This is a genomic window from Mesorhizobium sp. NZP2077, assembly GCF_013170805.1.
Taxonomy (GTDB): Bacteria; Pseudomonadota; Alphaproteobacteria; order Rhizobiales; family Rhizobiaceae; genus Mesorhizobium.
This window is the reverse complement of the sequence record NZ_CP051293.1, coordinates 1,566,687-1,589,702: the sequence shown is the minus strand read 5'-3', so window position 1 is coordinate 1,589,702 and position 23,016 is coordinate 1,566,687. Positions and strand designations below refer to the sequence as shown.

General features: G+C 62.9%; 24 protein-coding genes, 1 pseudogene and 1 riboswitch. Of the genes and pseudogenes, 12 read left to right on the top strand and 13 right to left on the bottom strand.

Going from position 1 to position 23,016, the window contains the following annotated elements:
* Positions 1–178 precede the first annotated feature (178 nt).
* Positions 179–820 carry a hypothetical protein gene (locus HGP13_RS07880; protein ID WP_172223588.1) on the bottom strand — a complete coding sequence of 214 codons (642 nt, stop codon included), beginning with the start codon at positions 818–820 and terminating at the stop codon, positions 179–181.
* A gap of 191 nt (positions 821–1,011) precedes the next feature.
* On the opposite strand from HGP13_RS07880, the gene ftsE reads away from it, so the two are divergent.
* The 3 genes from ftsE (at position 1,012) to HGP13_RS07865 (ending at position 3,493) form a co-directional block, all read left to right on the top strand.
* Positions 1,012–1,671 carry a cell division ATP-binding protein FtsE gene (gene ftsE / locus HGP13_RS07875; RefSeq protein WP_027023302.1) on the top strand — a complete coding sequence of 220 codons (660 nt, stop codon included), beginning with the start codon at positions 1,012–1,014 and terminating at the stop codon, positions 1,669–1,671.
* On the top strand, positions 1,664–2,656 hold the full coding sequence (locus tag HGP13_RS07870) for an ABC transporter permease (RefSeq protein ID WP_172223585.1): 993 nt from the start codon (positions 1,664–1,666) through the stop codon (positions 2,654–2,656). Before ftsE ends, HGP13_RS07870 begins: the two co-directional genes overlap by 8 nt.
* A 111-nt stretch (positions 2,657–2,767) precedes the next feature.
* The gene (locus tag HGP13_RS07865) at positions 2,768–3,493 is read left to right on the top strand and encodes a YdcF family protein (RefSeq protein ID WP_172223582.1); all 726 of its coding nucleotides are present in this window, start codon (positions 2,768–2,770) and stop codon (positions 3,491–3,493) included.
* 19 nt (positions 3,494–3,512) lie between these two features.
* Here the strand turns inward: HGP13_RS07865 and HGP13_RS07860 are convergent, their stop codons facing one another.
* From HGP13_RS07860 to HGP13_RS07850, 3 genes are read right to left on the bottom strand one after another with little or no spacing between them, the layout of a single operon-like run.
* Positions 3,513–4,145, bottom strand: a complete 633-nt coding sequence (locus HGP13_RS07860; RefSeq protein WP_172223579.1) for a pyridoxamine 5'-phosphate oxidase family protein — start codon at positions 4,143–4,145, stop codon at positions 3,513–3,515.
* Positions 4,146–4,170: 25 nt separating this feature from the next.
* Entirely contained in the window at positions 4,171–4,641 is a 471-nt protein-coding gene (locus tag HGP13_RS07855; protein ID WP_172223577.1) for a DUF1348 family protein, read from the bottom strand.
* 59 nt (positions 4,642–4,700) lie between these two features.
* Entirely contained in the window at positions 4,701–5,252 is a 552-nt protein-coding gene (locus tag HGP13_RS07850; RefSeq protein ID WP_172223574.1) for a carboxymuconolactone decarboxylase family protein, read from the bottom strand.
* 99 nt (positions 5,253–5,351) lie between these two features.
* Here HGP13_RS07850 and HGP13_RS07845 point away from each other — a divergent pair, with 99 nt between their 5' ends.
* Together HGP13_RS07845 and HGP13_RS07840 are read left to right on the top strand one after the other, a co-directional pair.
* A complete protein-coding gene (locus HGP13_RS07845; RefSeq protein ID WP_172234642.1) occupies positions 5,352–6,257 on the top strand; it encodes a LysR family transcriptional regulator in 906 nt (301 codons plus the stop codon).
* A gap of 77 nt (positions 6,258–6,334) precedes the next feature.
* Positions 6,335–7,123, top strand: a complete 789-nt coding sequence (locus HGP13_RS07840; protein ID WP_172223571.1) for a 1-acyl-sn-glycerol-3-phosphate acyltransferase — start codon at positions 6,335–6,337, stop codon at positions 7,121–7,123.
* 19 nt (positions 7,124–7,142) lie between these two features.
* Here HGP13_RS07840 and HGP13_RS07835 read toward each other — a convergent pair whose 3' ends face one another.
* The 3 genes from HGP13_RS07835 to HGP13_RS07825 form a co-directional block, all read right to left on the bottom strand.
* Complete coding sequence (locus HGP13_RS07835; protein ID WP_172223568.1) at positions 7,143–7,769, bottom strand: LysE family translocator; 627 nt, start codon at positions 7,767–7,769, stop codon at positions 7,143–7,145.
* Positions 7,770–7,860: 91 nt separating this feature from the next.
* A complete protein-coding gene (locus tag HGP13_RS07830) occupies positions 7,861–8,808 on the bottom strand; it encodes an aldo/keto reductase (protein WP_172223564.1) in 948 nt (315 codons plus the stop codon).
* Positions 8,809–8,929: 121 nt separating this feature from the next.
* Positions 8,930–9,451, bottom strand: a complete 522-nt coding sequence (locus HGP13_RS07825; protein WP_172223561.1) for a gamma-glutamylcyclotransferase — start codon at positions 9,449–9,451, stop codon at positions 8,930–8,932.
* Positions 9,452–9,586: 135 nt separating this feature from the next.
* Between HGP13_RS07825 and HGP13_RS07820 the strand changes: the two genes are divergently transcribed.
* Together HGP13_RS07820 and HGP13_RS07815 are read left to right on the top strand one after the other, a co-directional pair.
* A complete protein-coding gene (locus HGP13_RS07820; RefSeq protein ID WP_172223558.1) occupies positions 9,587–10,585 on the top strand; it encodes a DUF2125 domain-containing protein in 999 nt (332 codons plus the stop codon).
* Between the two features lie 7 nt (positions 10,586–10,592).
* Positions 10,593–11,527, top strand: a pseudogene (locus tag HGP13_RS07815) (sugar kinase).
* Here the strand turns inward: HGP13_RS07815 and HGP13_RS07810 are convergent.
* The gene (locus HGP13_RS07810) at positions 11,524–12,459 is read right to left on the bottom strand and encodes a prephenate/arogenate dehydrogenase family protein (protein ID WP_172223555.1); all 936 of its coding nucleotides are present in this window, start codon (positions 12,457–12,459) and stop codon (positions 11,524–11,526) included. The pseudogene HGP13_RS07815 and the gene HGP13_RS07810 sit on opposite strands and share 4 nt — an antisense overlap.
* Before the next feature lie 21 nt (positions 12,460–12,480).
* Complete coding sequence (hisC, locus tag HGP13_RS07805; RefSeq protein WP_172223552.1) at positions 12,481–13,590, bottom strand: histidinol-phosphate transaminase; 1,110 nt, start codon at positions 13,588–13,590, stop codon at positions 12,481–12,483.
* Positions 13,591–13,739: 149 nt separating this feature from the next.
* Positions 13,740–13,817, top strand: a riboswitch (SAM riboswitch).
* Positions 13,818–13,923: 106 nt separating this feature from the next.
* Here hisC and HGP13_RS07800 point away from each other — a divergent pair.
* The 3 genes from HGP13_RS07800 to HGP13_RS07790 are packed head-to-tail and all read left to right on the top strand — an operon-like array spanning position 13,924 to position 16,765.
* The gene (locus tag HGP13_RS07800; protein WP_172223549.1) at positions 13,924–15,093 is read left to right on the top strand and encodes a homoserine O-acetyltransferase; all 1,170 of its coding nucleotides are present in this window, start codon (positions 13,924–13,926) and stop codon (positions 15,091–15,093) included.
* Positions 15,090–15,704: a methionine biosynthesis protein MetW gene (metW, locus tag HGP13_RS07795; RefSeq protein ID WP_027047441.1), complete on the top strand. Its 615-nt coding sequence runs from the start codon at positions 15,090–15,092 to the stop codon at positions 15,702–15,704. The genes HGP13_RS07800 and metW overlap by 4 nt, the downstream gene beginning before the upstream one ends.
* Positions 15,653–16,765 carry a glycosyltransferase family 2 protein gene (locus HGP13_RS07790; RefSeq protein ID WP_246707308.1) on the top strand — a complete coding sequence of 371 codons (1,113 nt, stop codon included), beginning with the start codon at positions 15,653–15,655 and terminating at the stop codon, positions 16,763–16,765. The genes metW and HGP13_RS07790 overlap by 52 nt, the downstream gene beginning before the upstream one ends.
* Before the next feature lie 51 nt (positions 16,766–16,816).
* On the opposite strand, the gene HGP13_RS07785 is transcribed toward HGP13_RS07790, so the two are convergent.
* Positions 16,817–17,137 (bottom strand): DUF1330 domain-containing protein, encoded by a 321-nt coding sequence (locus tag HGP13_RS07785; RefSeq protein WP_172223546.1) that lies wholly within the window; start codon positions 17,135–17,137, stop codon positions 16,817–16,819.
* A 372-nt stretch (positions 17,138–17,509) separates the two neighbouring features.
* On the opposite strand from HGP13_RS07785, the gene HGP13_RS07780 reads away from it, so the two are divergent.
* Positions 17,510–18,445, top strand: coding sequence for a glycosyltransferase family 2 protein (locus tag HGP13_RS07780; RefSeq protein ID WP_172223544.1), 936 nt, complete (start codon positions 17,510–17,512; stop codon positions 18,443–18,445).
* Positions 18,446–18,458: 13 nt separating this feature from the next.
* Here HGP13_RS07780 and HGP13_RS07775 read toward each other — a convergent pair whose 3' ends face one another.
* The 3 genes from HGP13_RS07775 to HGP13_RS07765 all read right to left on the bottom strand — a co-directional run bounded on the left by HGP13_RS07775 (position 18,459) and on the right by HGP13_RS07765 (position 22,106).
* Entirely contained in the window at positions 18,459–19,262 is an 804-nt protein-coding gene (locus tag HGP13_RS07775; RefSeq protein ID WP_172223541.1) for a DUF1194 domain-containing protein, read from the bottom strand.
* A gap of 107 nt (positions 19,263–19,369) precedes the next feature.
* Entirely contained in the window at positions 19,370–21,187 is a 1,818-nt protein-coding gene (locus HGP13_RS07770) for an ABC transporter ATP-binding protein/permease (RefSeq protein WP_172223538.1), read from the bottom strand.
* 130 nt (positions 21,188–21,317) lie between these two features.
* Positions 21,318–22,106, bottom strand: coding sequence for a methyltransferase domain-containing protein (locus HGP13_RS07765; RefSeq protein WP_172234640.1), 789 nt, complete (start codon positions 22,104–22,106; stop codon positions 21,318–21,320).
* Between the two features lie 142 nt (positions 22,107–22,248).
* Here HGP13_RS07765 and gloB point away from each other — a divergent pair, with 142 nt between their 5' ends.
* Positions 22,249–23,016 (top strand): hydroxyacylglutathione hydrolase, encoded by a 768-nt coding sequence (gene gloB / locus HGP13_RS07760; RefSeq protein ID WP_172223535.1) that lies wholly within the window; start codon positions 22,249–22,251, stop codon positions 23,014–23,016.

The window sequence follows — 23,016 nt, the reverse complement described above, 5'->3', positions numbered from 1 at the left end:
CGCCCCCTCAAGTTTTTACCCAACGCCTTCACACCGAGCGTGTGTTGAGATTCAGGTCAGGCCGAGCCGAAAACGGCGATTTCCGAGAACCGGAGCGGAGCGTACTTAAAGTACGTGAGCACCGGAAGCGCAGGGAACCGCTGTTTGCAGGCCGGCCTCACCTGAATATCGACACACGCTATTCGGCGAAGGTGACCAAAACGGTCCTTACGCCGTTCTTAGGCACGTCGAGGCGGCTGGCAAAGCGGAATCTTTCGCCCGAAGCCAGCGAATGGCCGGATGTCCCCAACGTATAGCGGGCTGTGCGTCCATCATTGCCCGTCACCCGGATTTCGAGCGGCGGCAGGGTCGCCGGCCCTGTCCCGTCATTGGCGGCCTCGCCATCGACGAACAGCACCGGATTGGCGCCTGAGGCGTCGATGCGTGAGGTGACGCCAGAAATGGTCAGCGCCGACGCTTGGGCGGCGGACAGGAACGGCGCCTGGCGTACCAGCGCATGTCCGCCGGAGACCCAGAAGGCGGCAAAGGCAGCACCGATGCCGGCGATCCAGAAAATCGGCCCGCCGCGCGCGGCCGGCGGACGTTCCGTCGGCGCCTCCGGCTTGCGCAGCATGTCCATGCCCTCGATGGGTGGCGTAACGATCGCGCGCGGCAGCGGTGAAACGCTTTCCACGGCAGGGATAAAGCGCGGCATCACTTCATAGTCGGCATCGACGATATCGGCGGCCGGGCAGCGCACGATCCGGTCCGCCACGGCAATTGCCGGTAGATCGGTCATGATTTCGCCGGAAACCGGGCGCGCGGTTCGTTCGTCAGCCATATGGCCCCGTTATTGCGCGTGTTCGCTTTTCGTTTCTTTTGCGTAAACAAAAATGGTTAACGCTTCCCCACCGGAGCCGTCGTGACAAGCCGAAACAGCACAGGAATTAACCGCCGGTTAACCATGCCGGCCGATGGTCTTCTCGCAGAACAGGCAGGCTCGGCACTGCCGGGAAATTCAGGTCGTCGAAATTGATTCGCTTCGAAAATGTCGGCCTTCGCTATGGCATGGGTCCGGAAATCCTCCGCGACATCTCCCTGCACATACCGGAGCGCTCGTTCCAGTTCCTGAGCGGGCCTTCGGGCGCCGGCAAGACGACGTTGCTGCGCCTTTTGTTCATGTCGCTGAAACCGACGCGCGGGCTGATCACCATCTTCGGCAAGGACCGCTCGCGCATCTCTCGCGCCGAACTGCCGCATCTCAGGCGCCGCATCGGCGTGGTGTTCCAGGATTTTCGCCTGCTCGACCACATGACCACCTACGAGAACGTCGCGCTGCCGCTGCGCGTGCGCGGGCGCGAGGAAGCGAGCTACCGCACCGACGTCACCGAGCTGTTGAAATGGGTGGGGCTGGGCGAGCGCATGCATGTGCTGCCGCCGGTCCTGTCGGGCGGCGAAAAGCAGCGTGCCGCCATCGCCCGTGCCTTGATCGAGCAGCCGGAAATCCTGCTGGCCGACGAGCCGACCGGCAATGTCGATCCGCCGCTGGCGCGGCGCCTGCTGCGGCTGTTCATCGAGCTCAATCGGTTGGGCACCGCCGTGGTGATCGCCACCCACGATCTCGGCCTGATGGAACAGGTCGACGCGCGCCGCATGATCCTGGCCGGCGGAAGGCTGGACATCTATGACTGACCTGTCGGCCGAACATCTCGAAGAGCATGAGCAGGAAGCCGAGGCGGCCGAGGCAAAGCCGCGCGCCCAGCGCCGGATGGCGCCGATCGTGCCGGCGCAGAACATCGCCGGCCGCGCCCTGGTGCTGGTCATCGCCATCATGACCTTCCTGTCGTGCCTGACCTTCGGCGCGGTGACGCTGGTGCGCGACACCGCCTCGGTCTGGGAGAACCAGATTTCGCGCGAGGCGACGATCCAGGTGAAGCCGGCCGACGGCCTCGACATGGAGGCAGCGCTTGCCCAGGCTTCGCAGATCGCCGCCGAATTTCCCGGCGTGAAATCGACGAGGATCATCGACCGCGAGGCGACCGCCAGGCTGTTGGAGCCATGGCTGGGCTCCGGTCTCAACATTGACGAGCTGCCGGTGCCGCGCCTGATCATCGTCACCATCGACGAGAACAGCCCGCCCGACTTCGCCGCCATGCGCGCTGCCATCACGCCGAAACTGCCGAGCGCGTCGCTCGACGACCACCGCACCTGGGTCGACCGGCTGGTGGCCATGGCCCGCACCACGGTGACCATCGGCATTGCCGTACTGGCGCTGATGCTGTCGGCGACCGTGCTGACCGTGGTGTTCGCGACCCGCGGCGCCATGGCCGGCAACGGCCACATCATCGAGGTGCTGCATTTCGTCGGCGCCGAGGCGGCTTTCATCGCACGCGAATTCCGCCGGCATTTCCTGGTCACCGGCATGAAGGGCGCGGCCGCCGGCGGCGCGGCGGCGGTGCTGGTCTTCATCGTCTTTTCCTGGTGGTCGTCGCGCAACATGGCGACGCCGCAGGCCGATCAGGCGACTGCCCTGTTCGGCAATTTTGCCATCGGCTCGGCAGGCTATCTCGGCGTCGTTCTCATGGTGCTGGTGATCGGCGCGCTGACGGCGGCAACCTCGCATGCCACCGTCGTCGCCTATCTCAGCGACATCGACGTTCGCCAACCCGACGCATGAAAAGGAAGCATTCTCTGGCGGCGACGGAAGCAGGGCGATCACGAATGGAGAAACGGCGTAACGCAAAGTGCGTCTTTTACCTACCAAAGGCCGCATTTCAGGATTAACCATATGGCTATGGACGTGCGGGATTCGACCGGGACGGCTGGGAAGATGCCAGTGGTGGTTGCTCGTTTGCGCGACCACGGCGGGGTTAGCCGTTTAAAGACCGCACTGCGGATATCCGCGCTCTCCCTTCTCGTCCTCGCAACCTTGTTTGCCGGCGGCTTCGGCTGGTTCGCCAGCAAGGTCGCCCATCTGACCACGCCAGCCAATCCGGCAAAGGCCGATGCCATCATCGTGCTGACCGGCGGCCAGTCACGCCTCGACGCCGCGATGGATCTGCTGGCGTCCGGCAAGGGCGAGCGGCTGCTGATCAGCGGCGTGCATCCTTCCGCCAGCCGCCGCCAGCTCCAGGTCGCGACCGGCGGCGACAAGAAGCTGTTTTCCTGCTGCGTCGATATCGACCGCGCCGCGCTCGACACGATCGGCAATGCCGAGGAAAGCGCCAAATGGGTCGAAAGCCATGCCTATAACACGGTGATCCTCGTCACCAACAACTATCACATGCCACGCAGCCTGCTGGAAATGAGCCGGCTGCTGCATGGCGCCAAGCTGGAACCCTATCCGGTGGTCAATTCCAATCTCGACAATGGTGGCTGGCTGACCAAGCCGCAGGCTTTGCGCGTGCTGTTCACCGAATACAACAAATATCTGCTGGCGCTGGCCCGCGGCATCGTCCCGGTGAAGCAGACCGCCGACGGCCTGGCACTGGCCGAGACCGCGGCCGGCGGCTGAGCCCCCTGGCGCTCCGTCATCATTCCTTGTCCGTCCCCTTCGACGCCGCCTTGAGACGCGCGACCTCCTGCTCGAGGTGCCGAATGCGCTTGTCCCGCTCACCAAGCGCTGTCGCCACATCGGCCGCTTCGAAACGCTGTGGAATGTGTTGCGGACAGTTGGAATCCCAGGCTGAGACCGTAAGCAGGATGACCTGCTCGGGACGCGCCTTGTAGTCTTGAGGCATCAGCCTCGCCATCAGTTCGGCATCGTTTTCGACAACGCGCGCCGTGCCCCAGATCTTGATGCGCTGGCGCAGCATGTAGTCGATCAAAAACAGGAAGGCGCGTGGATTATCGGCCAGATTGCCTTGCGTGATGAACTGCCTGTTGCCGGAGAAATCCGCAAAGCCGATCGTCTTTTCGTCCAGCACCTTGAGAAAGCCGGCCGGCCCGCCCCGATGCTGGATGTAGGGCTGGCCGTCGCCATTGGCCGTCGACAGGAAGACGCTGGTCTGCATCTCGATGAACGCGGCAAGGTCCGGCGTGATGACGGCTTGCCAGCCACCGCGCTCCTCGACGCGGGCGTAAGACTGGCGCGAGCCCTTGCGTGCCTGGATCGCCTTGACGGTCGGCGTGAAGGCGACGTCGCTGGTGAAAGCATGCGCGTTCATCGAAACCTCCTTGCCCGGAACGGGTCTAAAGCCCGAGCTCCGACAATGTTGGGTGGTCATCCGGGCGGCGCCCAAGCGGCCAATGGTACTTGCGGTCGGCCTCGCCGATCGGCAGGTCGTTGATGCTAGCGATGCGCAGGCGCATCAGCCCGTGATCGTCGAACTCCCAGTTCTCATTGCCGTAGCTGCGGAACCAGGAGCCCGAATCGTCGTGCCATTCATAGGCGAAGCGCACGGCGATGCGGTTGCCGTGAAAGGCCCAGACTTCCTTGATCAGCCGGTAGTCGAGCTCACGGCTCCATTTGCGCGTCAGGAAAGCCTGGATGGCATCGCGGCCTTGCAGGAATTCGGCGCGGTTGCGCCAGCGGCTGTCCGTCGTATAGGCGAGCGCGACCCGCGCCGGATCACGCGAATTCCAGGCATCCTCGGCCATGCGCGCCTTCTGCGCGGCTGTCTCGGCGGTGAAGGGCGGGAGCGGGGGGCGGCTCTCAGACATGGGAAATCCTCTGGGGCATGAAGGGTGGTACCGGCGGACACCGCCAGCCCTATCCGCATTCAGGCAGCATCGCGGGCAGAAACAACCGGAAAATCGATCACGGTCCTGGCAACCTCGTTGATATAATTGGTCCAGACATTCAGGGCGACATGCTGGACGATCTCGATGATCTCCCCATCATCATAGCTTGCCATCCTGACGGCGGAGAGATCCTCGTCGCCGACATGCCCACGGCTTTGCGCAACCCTGGCGGCAAAACGCACCGCGGCAGCCGCCTTAGGGTCCGTGGAGCCACCATGGCGGTTGGTCATCATCTCGGCTTCATCGAGCCTGGCGAGGTTCTTGCCCAGATAGGTGTGCGCGGAAAGACAGTAGTTGCAGCCATTGATCTCGGCGACCGCCAGCGCGATGCGCTCGCGTGTCGGCGCCGGCAGCCGGCCCTTGGCCAAAGCCCCCGACATGCCGAGATAACCTTCCAGCGCGGCTGGACTGTTGGCGACCATGCGAAACAGATTCGGCACGACACCGAGTTGTTTCTCTACAGCCTGCAGCATGGGCTGCGCAGCCACGGGAGCGGTGGCGATGGACGAGGGCGTGGCAATGCGGGGCATGAGGACTTCCTTGTTGAGACACCCCCTTTATGCAGCCTTCCATATTGAAGATGTAGGTGCCATTCTTGCAACCTATCCTTCCAATTTTCGGAAGAAATGATGGATCGCCTCGAGGCTATGTCCCTTTTCGTCGCGACGGTGGAGGCCGGTAGCCTTTCCGCCGCCGCACGCCGTTCGGGCGTTCCACTTGCGACCGTCAGCCGCAAGGTCTCCGATCTGGAGCGGCATCTCAAGACACGCCTGTTGAACCGGTCAACACGACGGCTGACGCTGACCGATGCCGGCGAAGCTTACCTCGCCGCTTGCCGCCGTATTCTAGACGAGGTTGGCGAGGCCGAACGGACCGCTGGCGGCGAATACAGCGCTCCCACGGGTGAGCTGATCATCACCGCGCCGATCGTCTTTGGCCGCCTTCATGTGCTGCCGGTCGTCACTGCCTTCCTCGCCGCCTACCCGCAGGTGGATATCCGCCTGACGCTCGGCGACAGGATAAGCCAGCTGGCCGAGGACCATATCGACCTAGCCATCCGCATCGGCCGTTTGCCGGATTCGCGCATGGTCACCGTCAAGGTCGGCTCGATCGGTCATGTAGTCTGCGCAAGTCCGGCCTATCTGGCAGACCGGGGCGCTCCGAAGACCCCAAGAGATCTCGAAACGCACAGCTGCATCACCTTCGAGGGCCTGAGCTCGCTCGCCACCTGGACCTTCGCGGTGGACAAGGCTGACTTTCCTGTCCCGGTCCACTCAAGGCTCCGCGTCAACACCGCGGAGGCGGCGATCGATGCTGCGATTGCCGGCGTGGGGATGACGCGAGTGCTTTCCTACCAGATTGTCACCGCTGTGCGCTCAGGGACACTCTGCCCGGTACTCAGGGAATTCGAACCGGAGCCTTGGCCGGTAAACCTGGTGCACGCCGGCCAGGGCCGGCTGCCGGTGAAACTGCGCGCCTTCCTCGATTTCGCCGCCCCACGCCTGAGGGAACGTCTGGCCCGGGCGACCTGGTAAAATGAGCCGCATCGCCCTGTTTCCATTTTGCCGCTGCTTGGTGTAACCAACGCACACTTCCTCACCGGACCTCCCCCATGCTCTATGTCAGATCGCTGGCGTTCAACTTCGTCTTCTACGTCAATCTGATCGTCCAGATGATCCTCTGGACCCCCTATTATTTCCTGTCGCCCCGTCACCGCGCGTGGTTCGTGCCGAAATTCTGGTCGCGCAGCTGCATGTGGCTCTATGACAAGATCGCCGGCACCAAAAGCGACATTACAGGGCAGGAAAACCTGCCCGAAGGCTCCTTCATCCTGGCGCCCAAGCACCAGTCGTTCTGGGACGCCATCGCCTTCTTCCCTTTCCTCCAGGATCCGCTCTACATCCTCAAGCGCGAGCTGACCTGGATACCGTTCTTCGGCTGGTACATCATGAAGATGCGCATGATCCCGGTTCATCGCGGCAGCCGCTCCAAAGCCTTGAAGGCAGTGGTCGCCGCGACCAGGGAAGAGATGGCGCGCAATCCACGCCAGCTGATCATCTATCCCGAGGGCACGCGCCGGGCGCCGGGCGATGAGCCGGCCTACAAATACGGCATCGTCGAAATCTACGCACAGCTTGGCGTTCCGGTGGTGCCGGTCGCCCATGTCGCCGGCCTCTATTGGCCGCGCCGCAAGTTCCTGCGCTATCCCGGCACCATCAAGGCGCGTTTCCTGCCGCCGATTCCACCGGGCCTCGGCAAGGACGAGTTCATGGCGCGGCTCATCGGCGAGACGGAAGCGGCCTGCGACCAGATGCTCGTCGAGGCATCCCGCGCACCCAACCCGCCGGCCTTGCCGCCGACCGCGGTGAAGCGGTTGCGGGAACTCGGCGCGAAGACCTGAAGGCCCTCCGGCCAGGCAATCAGCCATAGACAGCCAGCACTGTGGTCAGCACCAGCGTCGCGGCAAAGACCAGATTGATGATCCGGGACGTGACGGGCCTGCGCAGGAAGCGCGCGAACGCCGCGCCGGCAAGCAGCCACACGGCGTGGATGACAACGATCATCACCGCGAGCACCGTCAGCTTCAGCCATAGGCCGAGTTCGGCACCGCCCTGGTTCGACGAGGCGCCGGCGAACACAGCGGCGATCGCCACATAGGCCTTGGGGTTAGCGACAGCCAGGAGAAAACCGGCCAGCCAGGTCGGGTGCGAAGCCTCGGCCGTGCGTGCCGCCAGCGGCGGCGCCGTGGCGATCTTGAAGGCGAGATAGAGGATGTAGGCGGCGGACGCGACAACCAGCAACGGCATCAGCTTCGGCATCGACCCAAGCACGGCCACGATCCCGGTCGCCACGACCAGCAGTACGGCGATCGTGCCCAGGATGATACCGCTTGTATAGCGCAACGAGTGGCGCAGGCCGAAGGCGGCACCGACGGCGGTGACGCTTATCGTTGCCGGACCTGGACTGCCCATGACGACCGCGGCGGCAAGCACGAGTGCGAGCAGCGGCCGCCAAAGCTCCGGCTGCGAAAGAAGCGGTTCAGTCATTGCACCCCCTGTCTTGCCTCGAGCCAAGGACGCTATGGCAAGACAGGAGGGTGGTCTTGGACGTTCGTGCGCAGCGCGGTGGCGGGGGGCCTCAGTTGCTCGCCTTGTCGAGCTCGGCCATATCGTCGGCGCTCAACTTCAGTGACACTGCCTTGATCAGGCTGTCCATCTGGCTCGGCTTGGTGGCGCTGGCTATCGGCGCGGTGACGCCTGGCCGCGCGATAACCCAGGCAAGCGCGACTTCCGCCTGCTTCGCCGAATGCCTCGCCGACACCGCGTCCAGCGCTGCAAGGATGCGCATGCCGCGCGGGTTGAGATAGCTGCCGACATCTTCGCCTCGCTCGCTTTGGCCAAGATCGGCTTCGCTGCGGTATTTGCCGCTTAGGAAACCCTTGGCCAGGCTGAAATAGGTGATGACGCCGATATCCTCGGCCACACACAGATCGCGCAACGGCCCATCGAAGGAGGAGCGGTCGTAGAGATTGTATTCTGGCTGCAGCACCTCGTAGCGCGGCAGGCTGCGCAGGCTCGCCACATCGAGCGCGGCGCGCAACTGGCCGGCATCGAGGTTCGAGCAGCCGACATGGCGGACCTTGCCCTTGGCGAGCAGCTTCTCGTAGGCGCCCAGCGTTTCCTCATAGGGCGTGGTCGGATCCGGCCAGTGCGACAGATAGAGGTCGATGGCGTCGACCTGCAGCCGCTTCAACGACGCGTCGACGGCCTTTTCGATATAGGCGGCGGACAGGTCCTTGTGGCCCTGCCCCATATCGGAGCCGACCTTGGTTATCACCACGACCTTGTCACGGTTGCCACGGTTCTTCATCCAGTTGCCGATGATGGTTTCGGATTCGCCGCCCTTGTGGCCGGGGACCCAGCGTGAATAGGCGTCGGCCGTATCGACAGCGTTAAGACCAGCCCCGACGAAGCGGTCGAGCAGGTCGAAGGATGTCTTCTCGTCGGCGGTCCAGCCGAAGACGTTGCCGCCCAGAACGAGCGGCGCGATGGAAAGGTCGGTGCGACCGAGACGGCGTTTCTGCAAGACGGATCTCCGTGAGGATTGGGCCAGGCGGATGCCGCCCGCTGGCTGGGGTTCGCAGCCTAACCTAGGTCTCGCCGCACCAAGGTCAAAGGCCTGGCTGCCTTTTCCGCAGAGCCAGCCTTCACAAAGGCGCTATCCCCCGAGCCACTTCTTCCAGCCAATGGTCGCGGATATCAAGCGCTTCCAGATGCTTCAGCGTGCTGAACACATAATCCTCATTATTGCCGGATTGGCCGACCGCACCGCGCACCACCGCCGCCGCATGCGCGGTGTCCAGCGCGCCGGCATATTGCTCATGCTTGCGGTCGACGATGTAGGCCACCGCTTCGACCATGCCGCCGCCATCAAGGCGAACCCTGAGCGTACGCTCGAGATAGACTGATGTAACGAGCTCGCGTTCGCGCAGATAGGCGATGACCTCGTCGCGCAACTCGCCTGGCACACGGAAAGCCAGGCCGACGCAGGAACCGCCATGGTCGAGACCGAGCACCAGTCCAGGTCGCTGGCGCGTGCCGCGATGCACGAAGGAATAGACACAGAGCGAGCGGCGGTAGCCATGCAGCCGGGCGCGGCGTGTCTCGACATGTGCGAAACCGGGCCGCCAGATCAGCGAACCGTAGCCAAACACCCAAAAATCGCCCATATCGCCGCGCCTGATTGTAAAAGATTGCCGACACCGCACCTGAATCGGTGTTTTTTCCGTCTGTGTCTGTCTACCTATTGTTGTCGGAATCGAAGCTCCGTCCACCAATACCCATGCGTTAATGAGAGCCAAAGCATGACGTCAAGTGACGAACGCCAACCAAAGTCCCGCCGCGGCCTGTTCTGGCTCGTGGCGTTCATCGTTGTGCTGTTTGCCATCTACAGCGGCGGCTGGTTCTACATGGCTGACCGGGTCAGGACTGAGGCCGACAAGGCGGTTGCCACGCTCAACAAGAGCGGCATCGAGGCCGGCTGCGCCAATCTCCAGGTCAGCGGCTATCCCTTGAGCTTTACCGTCTCCTGCGACAACCTCGCCTACGAGGACGATGCCAAGAACATCGCCGCCTCGGCCGGCTCCTTCAATGCCGTCGCCCAGATCATCCAGCCTTTGTCCCCGGTTGCCAATCTGCGCGGACCGCTCAGAACCTCTGTCCCAGGCATGATGCCGCTGTGGATCGACTGGGACAATCTGCAGGCCAACGTCAAATTGTGGTACCCGCTGCCGCACCGTATATCCCTGCAGGCCGAGGGCCTGTCCGGCCAGACCGATCCGGCTGACGACACCGATCCGGTTGAACTGTTCAGCGCCGGCAGGGCCGCCGGCCAGTTGCAGCCGAATGGCGGCGATCTCGACTATGTCGGCAGCTTCGGTGATCTCGAGATCGACCCGGATGCGATCGGCGGGCGCGTGCTGCCGGCGCTCGATGCCAGCGGCGACGCCACGCTGAAGAACGGCGTCGCGCTGATCGGCACGCAGGTGAAAAGCCTGCGCGGCCAGAAGGTCGAAATCCGCAACCTGGATGTCTCGTCGGGGACGGCGCGCATCACTGTTTCCGGACCGCTATCGGTCGATGCCGAAGGCCTGGTCGACGCCGATCTGATGATCCGGATCAAGGATCCGAAGGCTGTTGCCACCATCCTTGCCGGCGCCATACCTGAGCAGAAAAATGCAATCGAGCAGGGTTTTGCCGCCCTCGCTTTGCTCGGCAGCGAACCGTCGATGCCGCTGAAAGTGGTCAAAGGCAAGGCCTCGCTCGGCTTCATTCCGCTCGGCAAGATCAAGCCGGTGCAATAGCGCGGCCATGGCAAAACCTGTGAGGCTCCTGAGTGTCGGCGCGCTGACGCTGGACACGATCCTGCGTGTCGAGACACTTCCCACCCACCAGGGAAAATTCATTGCCTCCGACGGTGTCCAGATTGCCTCGGGCATGGCCACCAGTGCTGCCTGCGCCGCGCATCGCCTGGGTGCCGACGTATCGCTGTGGGCGAGCGCCGGCAACGATCCCATCGGCGATCAGCTGATTGCCGGGGTCGAGGCCGAAGGCGTCGATTGCAGCTATGTCCGCCGCGTCAGCGACGCCCGGTCGGCACTGGCCTCGATCCTGGTCGACGCGCATGGCGAGCGCATCATCGTGCCTTTCTATGACAGGCTGGCCCAGACCAATCCCGAGACTTTGCCTTTCGCAGACATAGCGGCGTTCGATGCCGTGCTGGTGGACGTGCGCTGGCCGGGTGCCGCGGCCCTTGCCCTCAAGGCGGCGCACGCCGCCGGTCGGCCGGCGATCCTTGACGCCGATACCGCGCCGCTGGCGGTGCTGGAGCAGTTGTTGCCGCTGGCCTCGCACATTGTCGCCTCCGAGCCGGCGGTCCGCATCATATGCGGCCAGGCGCTGGATCTGGAGAGTGCTTGCACCGACCTCGCCTCCCGCACCGACGCCTTCGTCGCGGTCACCGGCGGCGCGGCAGGCACCTGGTGGTTCGATCGCGCGGCGCAATCATGCCGACATGTCGCGGCGCCAAAAATCAAGGCGGTCGACACGCTGGCGGCGGGTGATATGATGTCTTCCACGGCGCCTTTGCCGTCGGACTGGCGGAGGCCATGACGGTCGAGCAGGCTTTGCGCTTTGCAAGCGCCGCCGCGGCGCTCAAATGCCAGCGCTTCGGCGGCAGGCTGGGCGCGCCTGACCGAGCCGAGACGCTGGCGATGATCGCGGCGACCTGGCCTGAAACAGCTTAGCTCTTGGCTGGGTGCTCGACTGCCTGACGGCCGAAATCCGGCACGTCGATATCCTGGCCGGCCTCGATGATCGACCGCCGCACGGCCCGGGTGCGGGTGAACAGATCGAACAGCTTGTCGCCGTCGCCCCAGCGGATCGCGCGTTGCAGGAACGCCAGATCTTCCGAGAACCGTGCCAGCATTTCGAGGATGGCGTCCTTGTTGTGCAGGCAGACATCGCGCCACATTGTCGGATCCGAGGCCGCCAGACGCGTGAAATCGCGAAAGCCGGAGGCGGAATATTTGATCACTTCCGTCTTGGTCACCGATTCCAGGTCGTCGGCGGTGCCGACGATGTTGTAGGCAATGATGTGCGGCAGATGCGAGACGATGGCCAGCGTCATGTCATGATGCTGCGGGTCCATCGTGTCGATGTTGGCGCCGCAGCGGCGCCAGAATTCCGACAGCTTCTCCAGTGCATCCGGATCGGTGCCCGGCACCGGCGTGAAGATGCACCAGCGATTGTCGAACAGGTCGGCGAAACCGGCATCCGGTCCGGATTTTTCCGTGCCCGCCAGCGGATGGCCGGGAATGAAATGCACGCCGTCAGGCACATGCGGCTGCATCTGCGCGATGACCGACGCCTTGGTCGAGCCGACATCGGTGAGGATCGCGCCCTTCTTCAGCGCCGGCGCGATCTCCTGCGCCACAGCGCCGGACGAGCCGACCGGCACCGAGACGATGACCAGATCGGCATCGCGGACCGCTTCCTTCGCATCGGTTGTGTAGGAGTCGCCTAGTTCAAGCTCCTGTGCTCGCGCCAGTGTCGAGGCGCTGCGGGTCGAGATGGCGACGTGACCGGCCAGCCCCTCGCGGCGGATGACGCGGGCGAGCGACGAGCCGATCAGGCCGATGCCGACGAGCGCGATCTTTTCAAACATCGGTGATGTCATGGCGTTCCGGCCTTTGGGCGTTCAGCTTTTCAGGAATGTCGTAAGCGCGGCGACAACGCCGCGATTGGCCTCTTCGGTGCCGACGGTCATGCGCAACGCGTTGGGGAAGCCGTAGCCTGAAACGCGCCGCAATATATAGCCGCGCGCGGTCAGGTAATCGTCAGCCGCCGCCGCCGAATGCTTCTGGTCGTCGGGAAAATGAATGAGCAGAAAATTGCCGACGCTGGGCGTCACCCGCAGCCCGAGCCCGGTCATCTCCTGGCTCAGCCAGGTGAGCCAGGTCTCGTTATGCGCCACGCTGCGCTCGACATGGGCGCGGTCGCGGATCGCGGCGATGCCGGCCTCGATCGCCGTCGCATTGACGTTGAAAGGCCCCCGCACGCGGTTGATCGCGTCGACGATATGCAGGGGACCATACATCCAGCCGATCCGCGCGCCACCCAGGCCGATCTTGGAGAAGGTGCGGGTCATGACCACGTTCTCCGTGCTGCCGACCAGCTCAATGCCTGCTTCATAGTCGTTGCGGCGGACATATTCGGCATAGGCCGCGTCGAGCACCAGCAGCACATGCCTGGGCAGGCCGGCATGCAGGCGACGCACCTCCTGGAACGGCACATAGGTACCGGTCGGATTGTTGGGATTGGCCAGGAACACGATTTTCGTATGCGGCGTGACAGCGGCCAGGATCGCATCGATGTCGGCGCGTTCCTCGGTCTCCTTGACCACAACCGGAGTGGCCCCGGCCGACTGGATGTAGATCTTGTAGACCATGAAGGCGTGTTCGGTGAAAATCGCTTCGTCGCCGGGCGCAAGATAGGTCTGTGCCAAAAGGCCGAGAATCTCGTCGGAACCGTTCGAGCAGATGATGTTCTGCGCGTTGAGGCCGTGCACCTCGGCGATCGCCTCGCGCAGCCGTTTGGCGGTGCCGTCGGGATAGATGTCGAGTTTGGCGGCAACCTCACGCGCGGCCTCGATAGCCTTCGGTGACGGCCCGAGCGGGTTCTCGTTCGACGACAGCTTGTAGACCTTGGCGACACCCGCCGGCGCCGTGCTCTTGCCGGGCACATAGGCGTCAATGTCCATGATGCCCGCGCGCGGGGTTGGACGTGCCTGATCCGGTGTCTGGTTCATTTTTTGCAAAATCCGTCGAAAATGCCTCCATCCGGAGGCCGCAGCGGAAATACAAGCCATGGCCGGCAATGTCGAGAGGCGGCAGTGGGGCCAGCAGCCGGCCTGGCAGCTGCCATTGACGGCAGGGCGGGCGAGTTCTAGAAGGACTGCGACAGTTCCGTGGTGATTTGGCCGGTCGGCTTGCAGCCACGTTAAACAATTCGCTAAAGGGCCGTTTGCGTGACGTAACCGGCTTTGCGAACGGCAATGCCGGTTTTTTATTGTCCGCTTCCGGCCGGACGGACGCATCGTCGGCGATTTTTCGTCTGATACGATGCAGCTAGTGAGACGAGAATGGCCGCTCTGCGCGCAGGAAAGACCAACAATGAGGCCGACCAGCCGTCGAGCCCGGTGTTGCGCTTTGGCCCCGACAAGCCGCTCAAGCTCGATGCCGGCACGCTGCTGTCGCCGTTCCAGATCGCCTACCAGACCTATGGCACGCTGAACGATGCCCGCTCCAATGCCATCCTCGTCTGCCATGCGCTGACCGGCGACCAGCATGTCGCCAACACCAATCCGGTGACGGGCAAGCCGGGCTGGTGGGAAGTGCTGATCGGCCCCGGCAAGATCATCGACACCAACCGCTTCTTCGTCATCTGCTCCAACGTCATCGGCGGCTGCCTCGGCTCCACCGGCCCGGCCTCGACCAATCCCGCCACCGGAAAACCCTACGGGCTCGACCTGCCCATCATCACCATCCGCGACATGGTGCGCGCGCAGCAGATGCTGATCGATCATTTCGGCATCGAGAAGCTGTTCTGCGTGCTCGGCGGCTCGATGGGCGGCATGCAGGTGCTGGAATGGGCCTCAAGCTATCCCGAGCGCGTTTTTTCAGCGCTGCCGATCGCCACCGGCGCCCGCCATTCCTCCCAGAACATCGCCTTCCACGAGGTCGGCCGGCAGGCCGTCATGGCCGATCCCGACTGGCATGGCGGCAAATATTTCGAGCACGGCAAGCGTCCGGAAAAGGGCCTGGCGGTGGCGCGCATGGCCGCCCACATCACCTACCTTTCGGAAGCCGCCCTGCACCGAAAATTCGGCCGCAATTTGCAGGACCGCGACCACCTGACTTTCGGCTTCGATGCCGACTTCCAAATCGAAAGCTATCTGCGCCACCAGGGCATGACCTTCGTCGACCGCTTCGACGCCAACTCCTACCTCTACATGACGCGGTCCATGGATTATTTCGACCTCGCCGCCGACCATGGCGGCAGATTGGCGGACGCCTTTGCCGGCACCAAGACTCGTTTCTGCCTGGTGTCGTTCACATCGGACTGGCTGTTTCCGACCGAAGCGAGCCGTTCGATCGTGCACGCGCTCAATGCCGCTGGCGCCTCGGTATCCTTCGTCGAGATCGAGACCGATCGCGGCCACGACGCCTTCCTGCTCGACGAGCCGGAACTGTTCGCCGCCATCAAGGGCTTCATCGGCTCGGCGGCTCGCGCCAGAGGACTCGCATCATGAGCGTCAATGGCAGCCAGCGCGTCGACCTCGAGGTCGTCGCCAACCTCATCCCGCCGCAGTCGCGCGTGCTCGACGTCGGTTCGGGCGACGGGTCGTTGCTTGAATTGCTGCAGGACACCAAGCAGGTTGACGGCCGCGGACTTGAACTGTCGCAGCGCGGCGTCAACGAATGCGTGGCGCGTGGCCTCTCCGTCATCCAGGGCGATGCCGACAAGGATCTCGAATTCTATCCCGACAAGGGTTTTGACTTCGTCGTCCTGTCGCAGACCTTGCAGGCGACCCGCAACCCGAAGCTGGTGCTCGACGAACTGCTACGGATCGGCAACCGGGCGATCGTGTCCTTCCCCAATTTCGGCCATTGGCGGGTGCGCCTGTCGCTGTTCGTCAAAGGCCGTATGCCGGTGACCCAGGACCTGCCCTATTCCTGGTACGACACGCCCAACATCCATTTCTGCACCATCCGCGACTTCGTCAATCTGTGCGAGGAGCTCGGTGCGACGGTGGAAAAAGCGACCGCCCTCGACGCCGCCGGCCAGAAGATCGGCCTGTCGATGCCCTGGTGGTTCTGGAATTTCTTCGGCCAGCAGGCGGTGTTCTTGTTGAAGCGATAAGGTTGATATCCGGATTTCTTCGTGCTGAAGCGTTGCTTGAACTGCTTGCGTTACAATCGGATTCCATAAACGTGCCTGTAAATTCGCTGAGCTATTCCGTTGTCGTGGAAATGGAGAACGCCAGGTCGGTCGACCTGGACGAGGTCAGCATCGGGTTGACTGCCTTGGCGCGCGAAATCGGCGCTGTGTCTTCGTTGGGCCTTGCCAGGCCGCAGGTCGTTATTTCCCATGGCGGAGACGATGCGGACACCGTTTTGCTGAGATGTAATATCGCATCTGCAGCATTGCGGCTGGAACAGGTTGCCGACTTGATCTTCGTCGCATGCCCAGGCGGCAGGTATTACGATCTCAAGAACAATGGCATCCCGGCCACCGACGGTGATATCGTCATTTTCACAGACTCGGACACCGTCACGGAATCCGGATGGCTCTCGGCCATGCTTGATCCATTTCAAGATCCCGTGACCGTGGCCGTGAATGGATATACGTACCTTTACTACGATGACTTCATGTCGAGAACATTTGCACTGATCTGGTTTTTTCCGATGGCGAAAAGGGATGCCCGTTTTGCTTCGAAACGGGCGATCAACGCCAACAACGTTGCCTTTCGCCGTGACTGGATCACCGATCATCCTTTCCCCGAAAACAATGGGTTCAAGGTTTCCTGCACGCTCCTAATGCGTGAGCTTGAGCGCGACGGCCATAAACTGATCAGCGCCAATGCACGTGTCTATCACCACCCGCCGCGCGGCTGGCGATTCTTCCTCTGGCGCGCGCTGGTGACCGGTCGCGATGCCGACCGGAAATTCAGAGAACTGGAATCTTCTCGTCGTGGTCGGCGGATCGCAAAATCGCTCAGCCGATGGCTCACCATGTCGTGGCGCACAGCACGGCGCGTCATACGGCATGCCCGGCAAACAGGAATGCCAATCTGGCAAATTCCATTGTCTCTGCTTGTCGGCCTGGCGTTCTACAGTTTGGCATTTTGGGGCCAGTTCAGTTTGGCCATGGGCCTCATCACAGACGAGATTGAAGTTCTGCCCGATTTTACCGGTGGATGAACGCATCCAAGCGCAAAGCAGAGGGCCCCACAGCGGCCGATTACCGGGCCGCTAGCCCAGAACATCCGTCGCCTTGTGCGGATGTTCGACGCCGTCAACGAACACCACGTCAGATAGAGAATTTTCTGTGCGCAGCGCCAGTATCGCCTGATAGGCGGGCGAATCGTACCAGTTGCGCGCATGGTCCCTCTCTGGAAATTCGATGATGATAAGGTTGCCCGGCCAGTCGTTCTCGATCACCTCGACGTCGTCGCCATGGACCAGGAAACGGCCGCCGAAAGGTTCCAGCGTGGCATCGATCTTGTGCAGATACTCGACGATTTGCGGACCCATCGTGACTTGGCGCATATGGGCAACGGCGTAAGCGGTCATGACATAAACTCCCTCTGGTTCAACGCCGGGTTGCTGCCGCGCAAGGGTAATCTGCCCAAACATCAGCTGCGACGCGATTACCTCTGACGTCATGGAATAGCTGCGATCGCACGTCAGGCCGTTCCATCTTCGCAATGGCGATTCGCAAGCATAACGGGCAGCGATGGTGTTGCACTTGGGGCGCTAGTCGCGGGAATCGTCATTCCGCATGGATTTGCCGCGGCGCGATGGTGACATGAGTGGCTGTCTTTTGTAGCCTCACAACGAATTGATGAGGGGTCACGGAAGGGGAAGTCCGATCCATCTAACCATCCCAAAAATCGAGGGGACTGGCGGGACAAGCATTTTTGCGCCGGATGTGGCTGACGCGATATGACCGCAAAGACGGAGCGCTCTCCCCTTATCACGGTCATCACGCCGACCCACAACCGGCGCGAAACGGTATTGCGCGCCGTGGAAAGCGTGCTTTCCCAGAGCATGGCGAGGCTTGAGCATATCGTCATCGACGATGGCTCCACCGATGGCACGGAAGCGGCGCTGGCCCGCATCAGCGATCCGCGGCTGATCTATGTCGGTGCGAAATGGCGAGGTGCCAATGCTGCCAGGAATGCCGGAATCGAGCGTGCGCGGGCACCGGTGGTGACATTTCTCGATTCCGACGATGTCTACATGCCGCACCGGCTCGAACGGACCTTGAGGTGGTTCGATGACAATCCCGCGCTTCAGGTTCTGCTCAGCTCGTTCGTCTCCTTGAAGAGCGGCCGCACCACCAACTGCATCAACCCCGAGGCATTCGTCAGCCCGGCTATGCTGGAGCGGACGCTTGTGGCGCAAACGATCTTCATCGCCGGCTCGGCGATATCAGCCCGCCGCGAGGCCTTGCTGGCCATTGGCGGCTATGACAGCGACATAACCCGGATGCAGGATCGGGAATTGCTGCTGCGCCTCGCCAGGCGCTTCGGCGCGCAACTGTCCGGAGATCTCGACTGGACGAAACACAATTCGGAGAATTCGATTTCAGGCCGCCGCGATGGCTATGTCGAAGCCTATGCAAATCTGATGAGCAAGCATCCGCATATTGCCCACGCCTACCCGCACATTCCCCCCTACATGATCTCGCGCCAGCTGATTGCCGATATTCTCAGGGGCCGTTTGCCCGAGGCATTTGCCGGGTACATGGCCAACCGCTCTTCCAAGGAGCTTGGCTACTCGCTGCCGCAACTGGTCAACGGCTATGTCTGCGGCCGGCGTTGGCGCCGCGATCTCTACACCGAGTTTCGCAACAAGTTCGGCGCCCGGCCGACCTGAATCCTTCGCAAGTTCACCGGTCGAGTTCCGGAAAATACGGATCCGACAGAAAGCGCCTGTCCCGTTCGCCCTGCAGGCAGTCGATCGGCGCATCCGCGTCGACGGGGATGACGCGCGGCTTGTCCTGAATGCCGCTCACTTCGAGGATCAGCTTGCGCCGGATGGCGGTGGAAAATTCGGCGGCCGCATAAATCGGCAGCACGAAGGAGCCGGGGCCACCGGTCACGCACTGCGCATAGTACCGGTCGAGATGGCTGAAGGTCGTCGACGGGTTGATCAGGATCGGCAAGCCGTTGATGACGATGCCTTTGGCGGTTGCAGCATCACGCGTCGCGGTGACTGGCGGCCCGATATTGTTGGGGCCATCGCCCGATATGTCGATGACGCTGCGCTCGCCCGTGAAATCCGTCCTGTCGAACAGCCCGGCACCGAAGGCAAGTGCTGTGGAAATCGAGGTTCCGCGAAAACTCCGGAACGGGCGCGCCGCCACCTTGTCGGCAAAGCGGTTGGCGCTCTCAGTGCTGTCGATGATCTGCCAGTCGATGACCGCGTCGTCGCGCGCCGTGCCTGCCCATTCGAAATAGGCGAGCGCGATGCGGCCGGTATTGCCGGATCGGACCGCCTGGATGAAGTCGGGATTCCGCAATGCCTCGACATAGCCGGCGCGTTGCAGCGCGAATTCCTTCTCGTCCATCGACAGGGAGATATCGACCGCCAACACAAGCTTGACATCGACGGCCGGCGCATCCGGCGATGAAGCGACGGGAATTGCCTGGGCGCAGGCAAAGCAAGCAAGCAGGCGCAGCACATCGAGCATGGCCAATGCCGGGGTTGTTTCTCCGGGAAATCTTCCATTGCGATCACGGCGAAATAAGGTTTTGCCCACGCGACCCGAAGAAACCCACGCGACCGGAAGAAAACAGCCTATTTCTTGCGGCGGGCGGCAGCCGGCGGCGGATCGATGGCGCCGGCCCTGACGCGGGCGGGTTTCAGCGCCGGCGCGCCGGAATCCTTCACGATCGTCAGGCCGCGCGGAAAGAACTGAGTGTTGTGCTGGCCGCGCCCGATATTGACGATCGTGGCTCCCTTCAGATGCTTTTCCAGCATCGCCAGCACCCGGCGCAGCGCGGGTCCGTCGAACGCATCCATCGCTTCGTCGATGATCACCCATTTCGGCTGCCGCAAGGCGAGCCTGGCCACGCCCAGCAAACGCTGTTCGTCATCGCCCAACTCATGGTCCCAGCGCCCGACGCGGTCGAGCGACGAGGACAGCCTTTCAAGACCAACCTCGGCCAGCACTGCCACGATGTCGGCATCACTCGCGGGCGCATGCCCGTTCGCGTGATTGAGCACCTCGCGCAACGTGCCGGCCGGCAAATACGGCACGCGCGGCACGAAGATGAGGGTTTCTCCAGCCGGCAGGCCGATCTTTCCGCTGCCCCACGGCCAAAGCCCGGCAATGGCGCGGAAGAACAGCGTCTTGCCGGCGCCCGGCTCGCCGGTGATCATCACGCGTTCGCCGGGGCGGACTTCGACATGCTGGTCGGAGAGTTTGGTACAGCCCTCCGGCGAGGCCACCTGGAGCTTCTCGAACGTCAGGCTGCCATTGGCGTTTTGATCGAAGGTGATGCGCCTTTCGGTGTCGTGCAGCACGTCGGTTTCATCGAGCGCGATGCGGAAATCGGCGACGCGCATCAGCGTGGCGCGCCAGTCGGCGATGCTGCCGATGTTGTTGACGAACCAGCGCAGGGAAGAGTGGACCTGGTTGAAGGCGCCGACCGCCATCATTAGCCCGCCAAAGCTGATATCGCCTGAGAAATAGACCGGCGAGGCGACCAGGATCGGCGCCACGACGGTGATCCAGCCATATGTGTCGGTCACCCAGGACAGGTTGATCTGCGCGGTGTAGATGCGCCGCATGGCGCCAAGCACGGTGCCGAGGTCGAGTACGAGCCGTTGCCTGGCATCGGCTTCGCCATGGTAGAGGGCGATAGCATCGACATTCTCGTTGACGCGCACCATCGAGGAGCGCAGCTCCGCCTCTCGCGTGTAGCGGTCGCTGTTGAGGCTGATCAGCGGTCGCCCGACCAGCCAGCTCAGCCATGAGGCGATGCCGGCATAGAGGAACGCAGCCCAGACCATGTAGCCCGGTATGGCCAGCGACCAGCCATTGTAGTGGAAGACGAAGCCCGAAGACAATTCCCACAGCACACCGACGAAAGACACGAGCAGGATGAGCGACTGCAAGAGCCCGACACCGAGGTCGGTCGATAGGTCGGACAGATGCGCGGCATCCTGCTGCATGCGCTGATCGGGATTGACGCCGATGGCGCCGGCATTGGCCAGCCGGAAGGCACGCGCCGGCCGCATCCACTGATCGATCAGGTCCAGCGTCAGCGCCTCGCGCAGCTTCAGCCGGGTCATCTGGTTGAGCCAGGTCTGGCCGATATTGAGCACCAGCAGCCCGCCGGCGATCATCGCAAAGACGAGAAGCTGATGCAGGAAAGCCGCCATGTCGCGGCGTGCCAGAGCATCGTAGAAGGGCTGGTTCCAGCTGTTGAGCAGAACCTGGCCGATCGACGTCGCGATGATGACGGCCATGATACCGACCGACGTCCACAGCAACCATTTGCGAACCGGCGATCCCACCAGCGCCCGCTTGATCGTCGCCACTTGATCGCGCAGGCTGCTGACCACAGCGACTGGCTGAACGGTGGCCTGATTGTCCGGTTGATCAGCCATTGCCTGGGTCCTTGCGTTCAGTAGCGGTGCTGAAACCGGGTGGAGAGATGTGAAGGCATCCGTCGTTCAAATGGACTGGCATGCACTTGAGGCGACAGATAGGTTGGAAAACGCGGCGCCACTACCATGATCACGAAGGTGTCACCTGGCGCATCGCCGTTGTCGCGTTACCGGCCTCGGCCCGGCGGCCGAGCCGCGTCGCGCCGTGCGGCGACAGCACCGGCACGAAGACACGGCGGGACGCACGCTGGACCACCGGCACCCCCTGATAGAGCCGTTTTTGCGCCTCGACGACGATGACGCCGGAAAAGATCGGCCACAGCCGCCGGCCGGCCCGCTCCAGGACATTGTGGAAGCGCATCATGAAGCGCCGCCGCGATGGCGGGAAGAACAGCGCATCCGACCAGGAAGCCGGCGTGAAGTTCGCCTCGCGCAGCAGTTCCGTCAGCTGGCCGCGTGAAAACGGCCGGCCATTGCCGAACGGCGTATGCTCGAAGCGCGCCCAGACACCGCGCCGGTTTGGCACGACGATGACGACGCGTCCCGCCGGCGACAGCACCCGCCAGATCTCGTTTAGCGTCTCGCGCGGATTTTCGACATGCTCGAGCGAATGGACGAGCAGCATGCGGTCGATGCAGGAATCGACCAGCGGCAGTTCCTCGTCGAAGACCAGGGCGGTCGCCGCCGGCCCCGTCGCCGGCCAGACCACGGCGCCCTGCGTCGCCGGCATGAAGGCAAAGACCCGCTCGGCATCGGTGCCGAAGCGCTCCAGCCAGGGCAAGGTATAGCCGAGACCGACCAGCCGTTCATTGGGGACAGTGGCCCATATCGACGACAGCGCCATGGTGATCGAGCGCTCGGCGAACCGGCCGAGCGTTGTCGAATAGAAGGAGCGAAGATCGACGATGTCGGAATGCATGTGAGGGATGTAGCCGTGATATCGGCCGGATTCAACAAAGGCGCTCGGATGAGGCCGACTTTGGAGGAGTGACATTTGTCATCTCCGGGATGACATCCGGGCTTAGGCGCCCTATGTCTGCGGCGACAAATGGAGAGATGCGATGGCGGTCGAAATCGAACAGTTCATGTGCCGTAGCGACAATTTCGGCGTGCTGGTGCATGACCCCAAAAGCGGGCAGACCGCGATCATCGACGCGCCCGAGGAAGCACCGATTCTGGCCGCGATCAAGCGCACCGGCTGGACGCCGACGATGATCCTGACCACGCATCATCATATGGACCATGTCGAAGCCAACATGGCGCTGAAAGACCGCTTCAAGCTGCGCATCATCGGCCCGGAAGCGGAAAAGGCCAAGATTCCCGGCATCGACGAAACCGTCGAAGAGGGCTCCGTGCTGCATCTCGGCGATGAGCGCATCGACGTGATCGCCACCCCCGGCCACACCGCCGGCCACGTTTCCTATCACCTGCCGGCATCGAAAGTGGCGTTCACCGCCGACACGCTGTTTGCGTTGGGGTGCGGGCGACTGTTCGAATGCAAGCCGCCGGTGATGTACGAATCGCTGAAGAAACTTGCCGCCCTTCCGGCCGCGACGACAATCTACTGCGGCCACGAATACTCGCTCGCCAACGCCCGTTTCGCACTCACAGTCGACCCTACCAATTCGGCCTTGAAGGAGCGCGCCGCCCGGATCGAGGCGCTGCGGGCCGACAACAAGCCGACACTGCCGACGACGATCGGCGAGGAATTGTCGACCAATCCCTTCCTGCGCTGGCACGATCCGGCGATCCGCAAGCATCTCGGCATGGAAAAGGCTGGGGATGCCGAGGTGTTCGCCGAGATCCGCAAGCGCAAGGACAATTTCTGA

What these genes read in the sequence shown, in the direction of transcription:
- HGP13_RS07775 (WP_172223541.1), bottom strand. Translation starts at nt 19,262, where the DNA reads ATGCTCGATGTGCTGCGCCTGCTTGCTTGCTTTGCCTGCGCCCAGGCA.
- HGP13_RS07855 (WP_172223577.1), bottom strand. Translation starts at nt 4,641, where the DNA reads ATGTCTGAGAGCCGCCCCCCGCTCCCGCCCTTCACCGCCGAGACAGCC.
- HGP13_RS07840 (WP_172223571.1), top strand. Translation starts at nt 6,335, where the DNA reads ATGCTCTATGTCAGATCGCTGGCGTTCAACTTCGTCTTCTACGTCAAT.
- HGP13_RS07810 (WP_172223555.1), bottom strand. Translation starts at nt 12,459, where the DNA reads ATGACATCACCGATGTTTGAAAAGATCGCGCTCGTCGGCATCGGCCTG.
- HGP13_RS07785 (WP_172223546.1), bottom strand. Translation starts at nt 17,137, where the DNA reads ATGACCGCTTACGCCGTTGCCCATATGCGCCAAGTCACGATGGGTCCG.
- HGP13_RS07865 (WP_172223582.1), top strand. Translation starts at nt 2,768, where the DNA reads ATGGCTATGGACGTGCGGGATTCGACCGGGACGGCTGGGAAGATGCCA.
- HGP13_RS07860 (WP_172223579.1), bottom strand. Translation starts at nt 4,145, where the DNA reads ATGAACGCGCATGCTTTCACCAGCGACGTCGCCTTCACGCCGACCGTC.
- metW (WP_027047441.1), top strand. Translation starts at nt 15,090, where the DNA reads ATGAGCGTCAATGGCAGCCAGCGCGTCGACCTCGAGGTCGTCGCCAAC.
- HGP13_RS07850 (WP_172223574.1), bottom strand. Translation starts at nt 5,252, where the DNA reads ATGCCCCGCATTGCCACGCCCTCGTCCATCGCCACCGCTCCCGTGGCT.
- HGP13_RS07825 (WP_172223561.1), bottom strand. Translation starts at nt 9,451, where the DNA reads ATGGGCGATTTTTGGGTGTTTGGCTACGGTTCGCTGATCTGGCGGCCC.
- HGP13_RS07800 (WP_172223549.1), top strand. Translation starts at nt 13,924, where the DNA reads ATGGCCGCTCTGCGCGCAGGAAAGACCAACAATGAGGCCGACCAGCCG.
- HGP13_RS07835 (WP_172223568.1), bottom strand. Translation starts at nt 7,769, where the DNA reads ATGACTGAACCGCTTCTTTCGCAGCCGGAGCTTTGGCGGCCGCTGCTC.
- hisC (WP_172223552.1), bottom strand. Translation starts at nt 13,590, where the DNA reads ATGAACCAGACACCGGATCAGGCACGTCCAACCCCGCGCGCGGGCATC.
- gloB (WP_172223535.1), top strand. Translation starts at nt 22,249, where the DNA reads ATGGCGGTCGAAATCGAACAGTTCATGTGCCGTAGCGACAATTTCGGC.
- HGP13_RS07780 (WP_172223544.1), top strand. Translation starts at nt 17,510, where the DNA reads ATGACCGCAAAGACGGAGCGCTCTCCCCTTATCACGGTCATCACGCCG.
- HGP13_RS07880 (WP_172223588.1), bottom strand. Translation starts at nt 820, where the DNA reads ATGGCTGACGAACGAACCGCGCGCCCGGTTTCCGGCGAAATCATGACC.
- HGP13_RS07870 (WP_172223585.1), top strand. Translation starts at nt 1,664, where the DNA reads ATGACTGACCTGTCGGCCGAACATCTCGAAGAGCATGAGCAGGAAGCC.
- HGP13_RS07845 (WP_172234642.1), top strand. Translation starts at nt 5,352, where the DNA reads ATGGATCGCCTCGAGGCTATGTCCCTTTTCGTCGCGACGGTGGAGGCC.
- HGP13_RS07820 (WP_172223558.1), top strand. Translation starts at nt 9,587, where the DNA reads ATGACGTCAAGTGACGAACGCCAACCAAAGTCCCGCCGCGGCCTGTTC.
- HGP13_RS07770 (WP_172223538.1), bottom strand. Translation starts at nt 21,187, where the DNA reads ATGGCTGATCAACCGGACAATCAGGCCACCGTTCAGCCAGTCGCTGTG.
- HGP13_RS07765 (WP_172234640.1), bottom strand. Translation starts at nt 22,106, where the DNA reads ATGCATTCCGACATCGTCGATCTTCGCTCCTTCTATTCGACAACGCTC.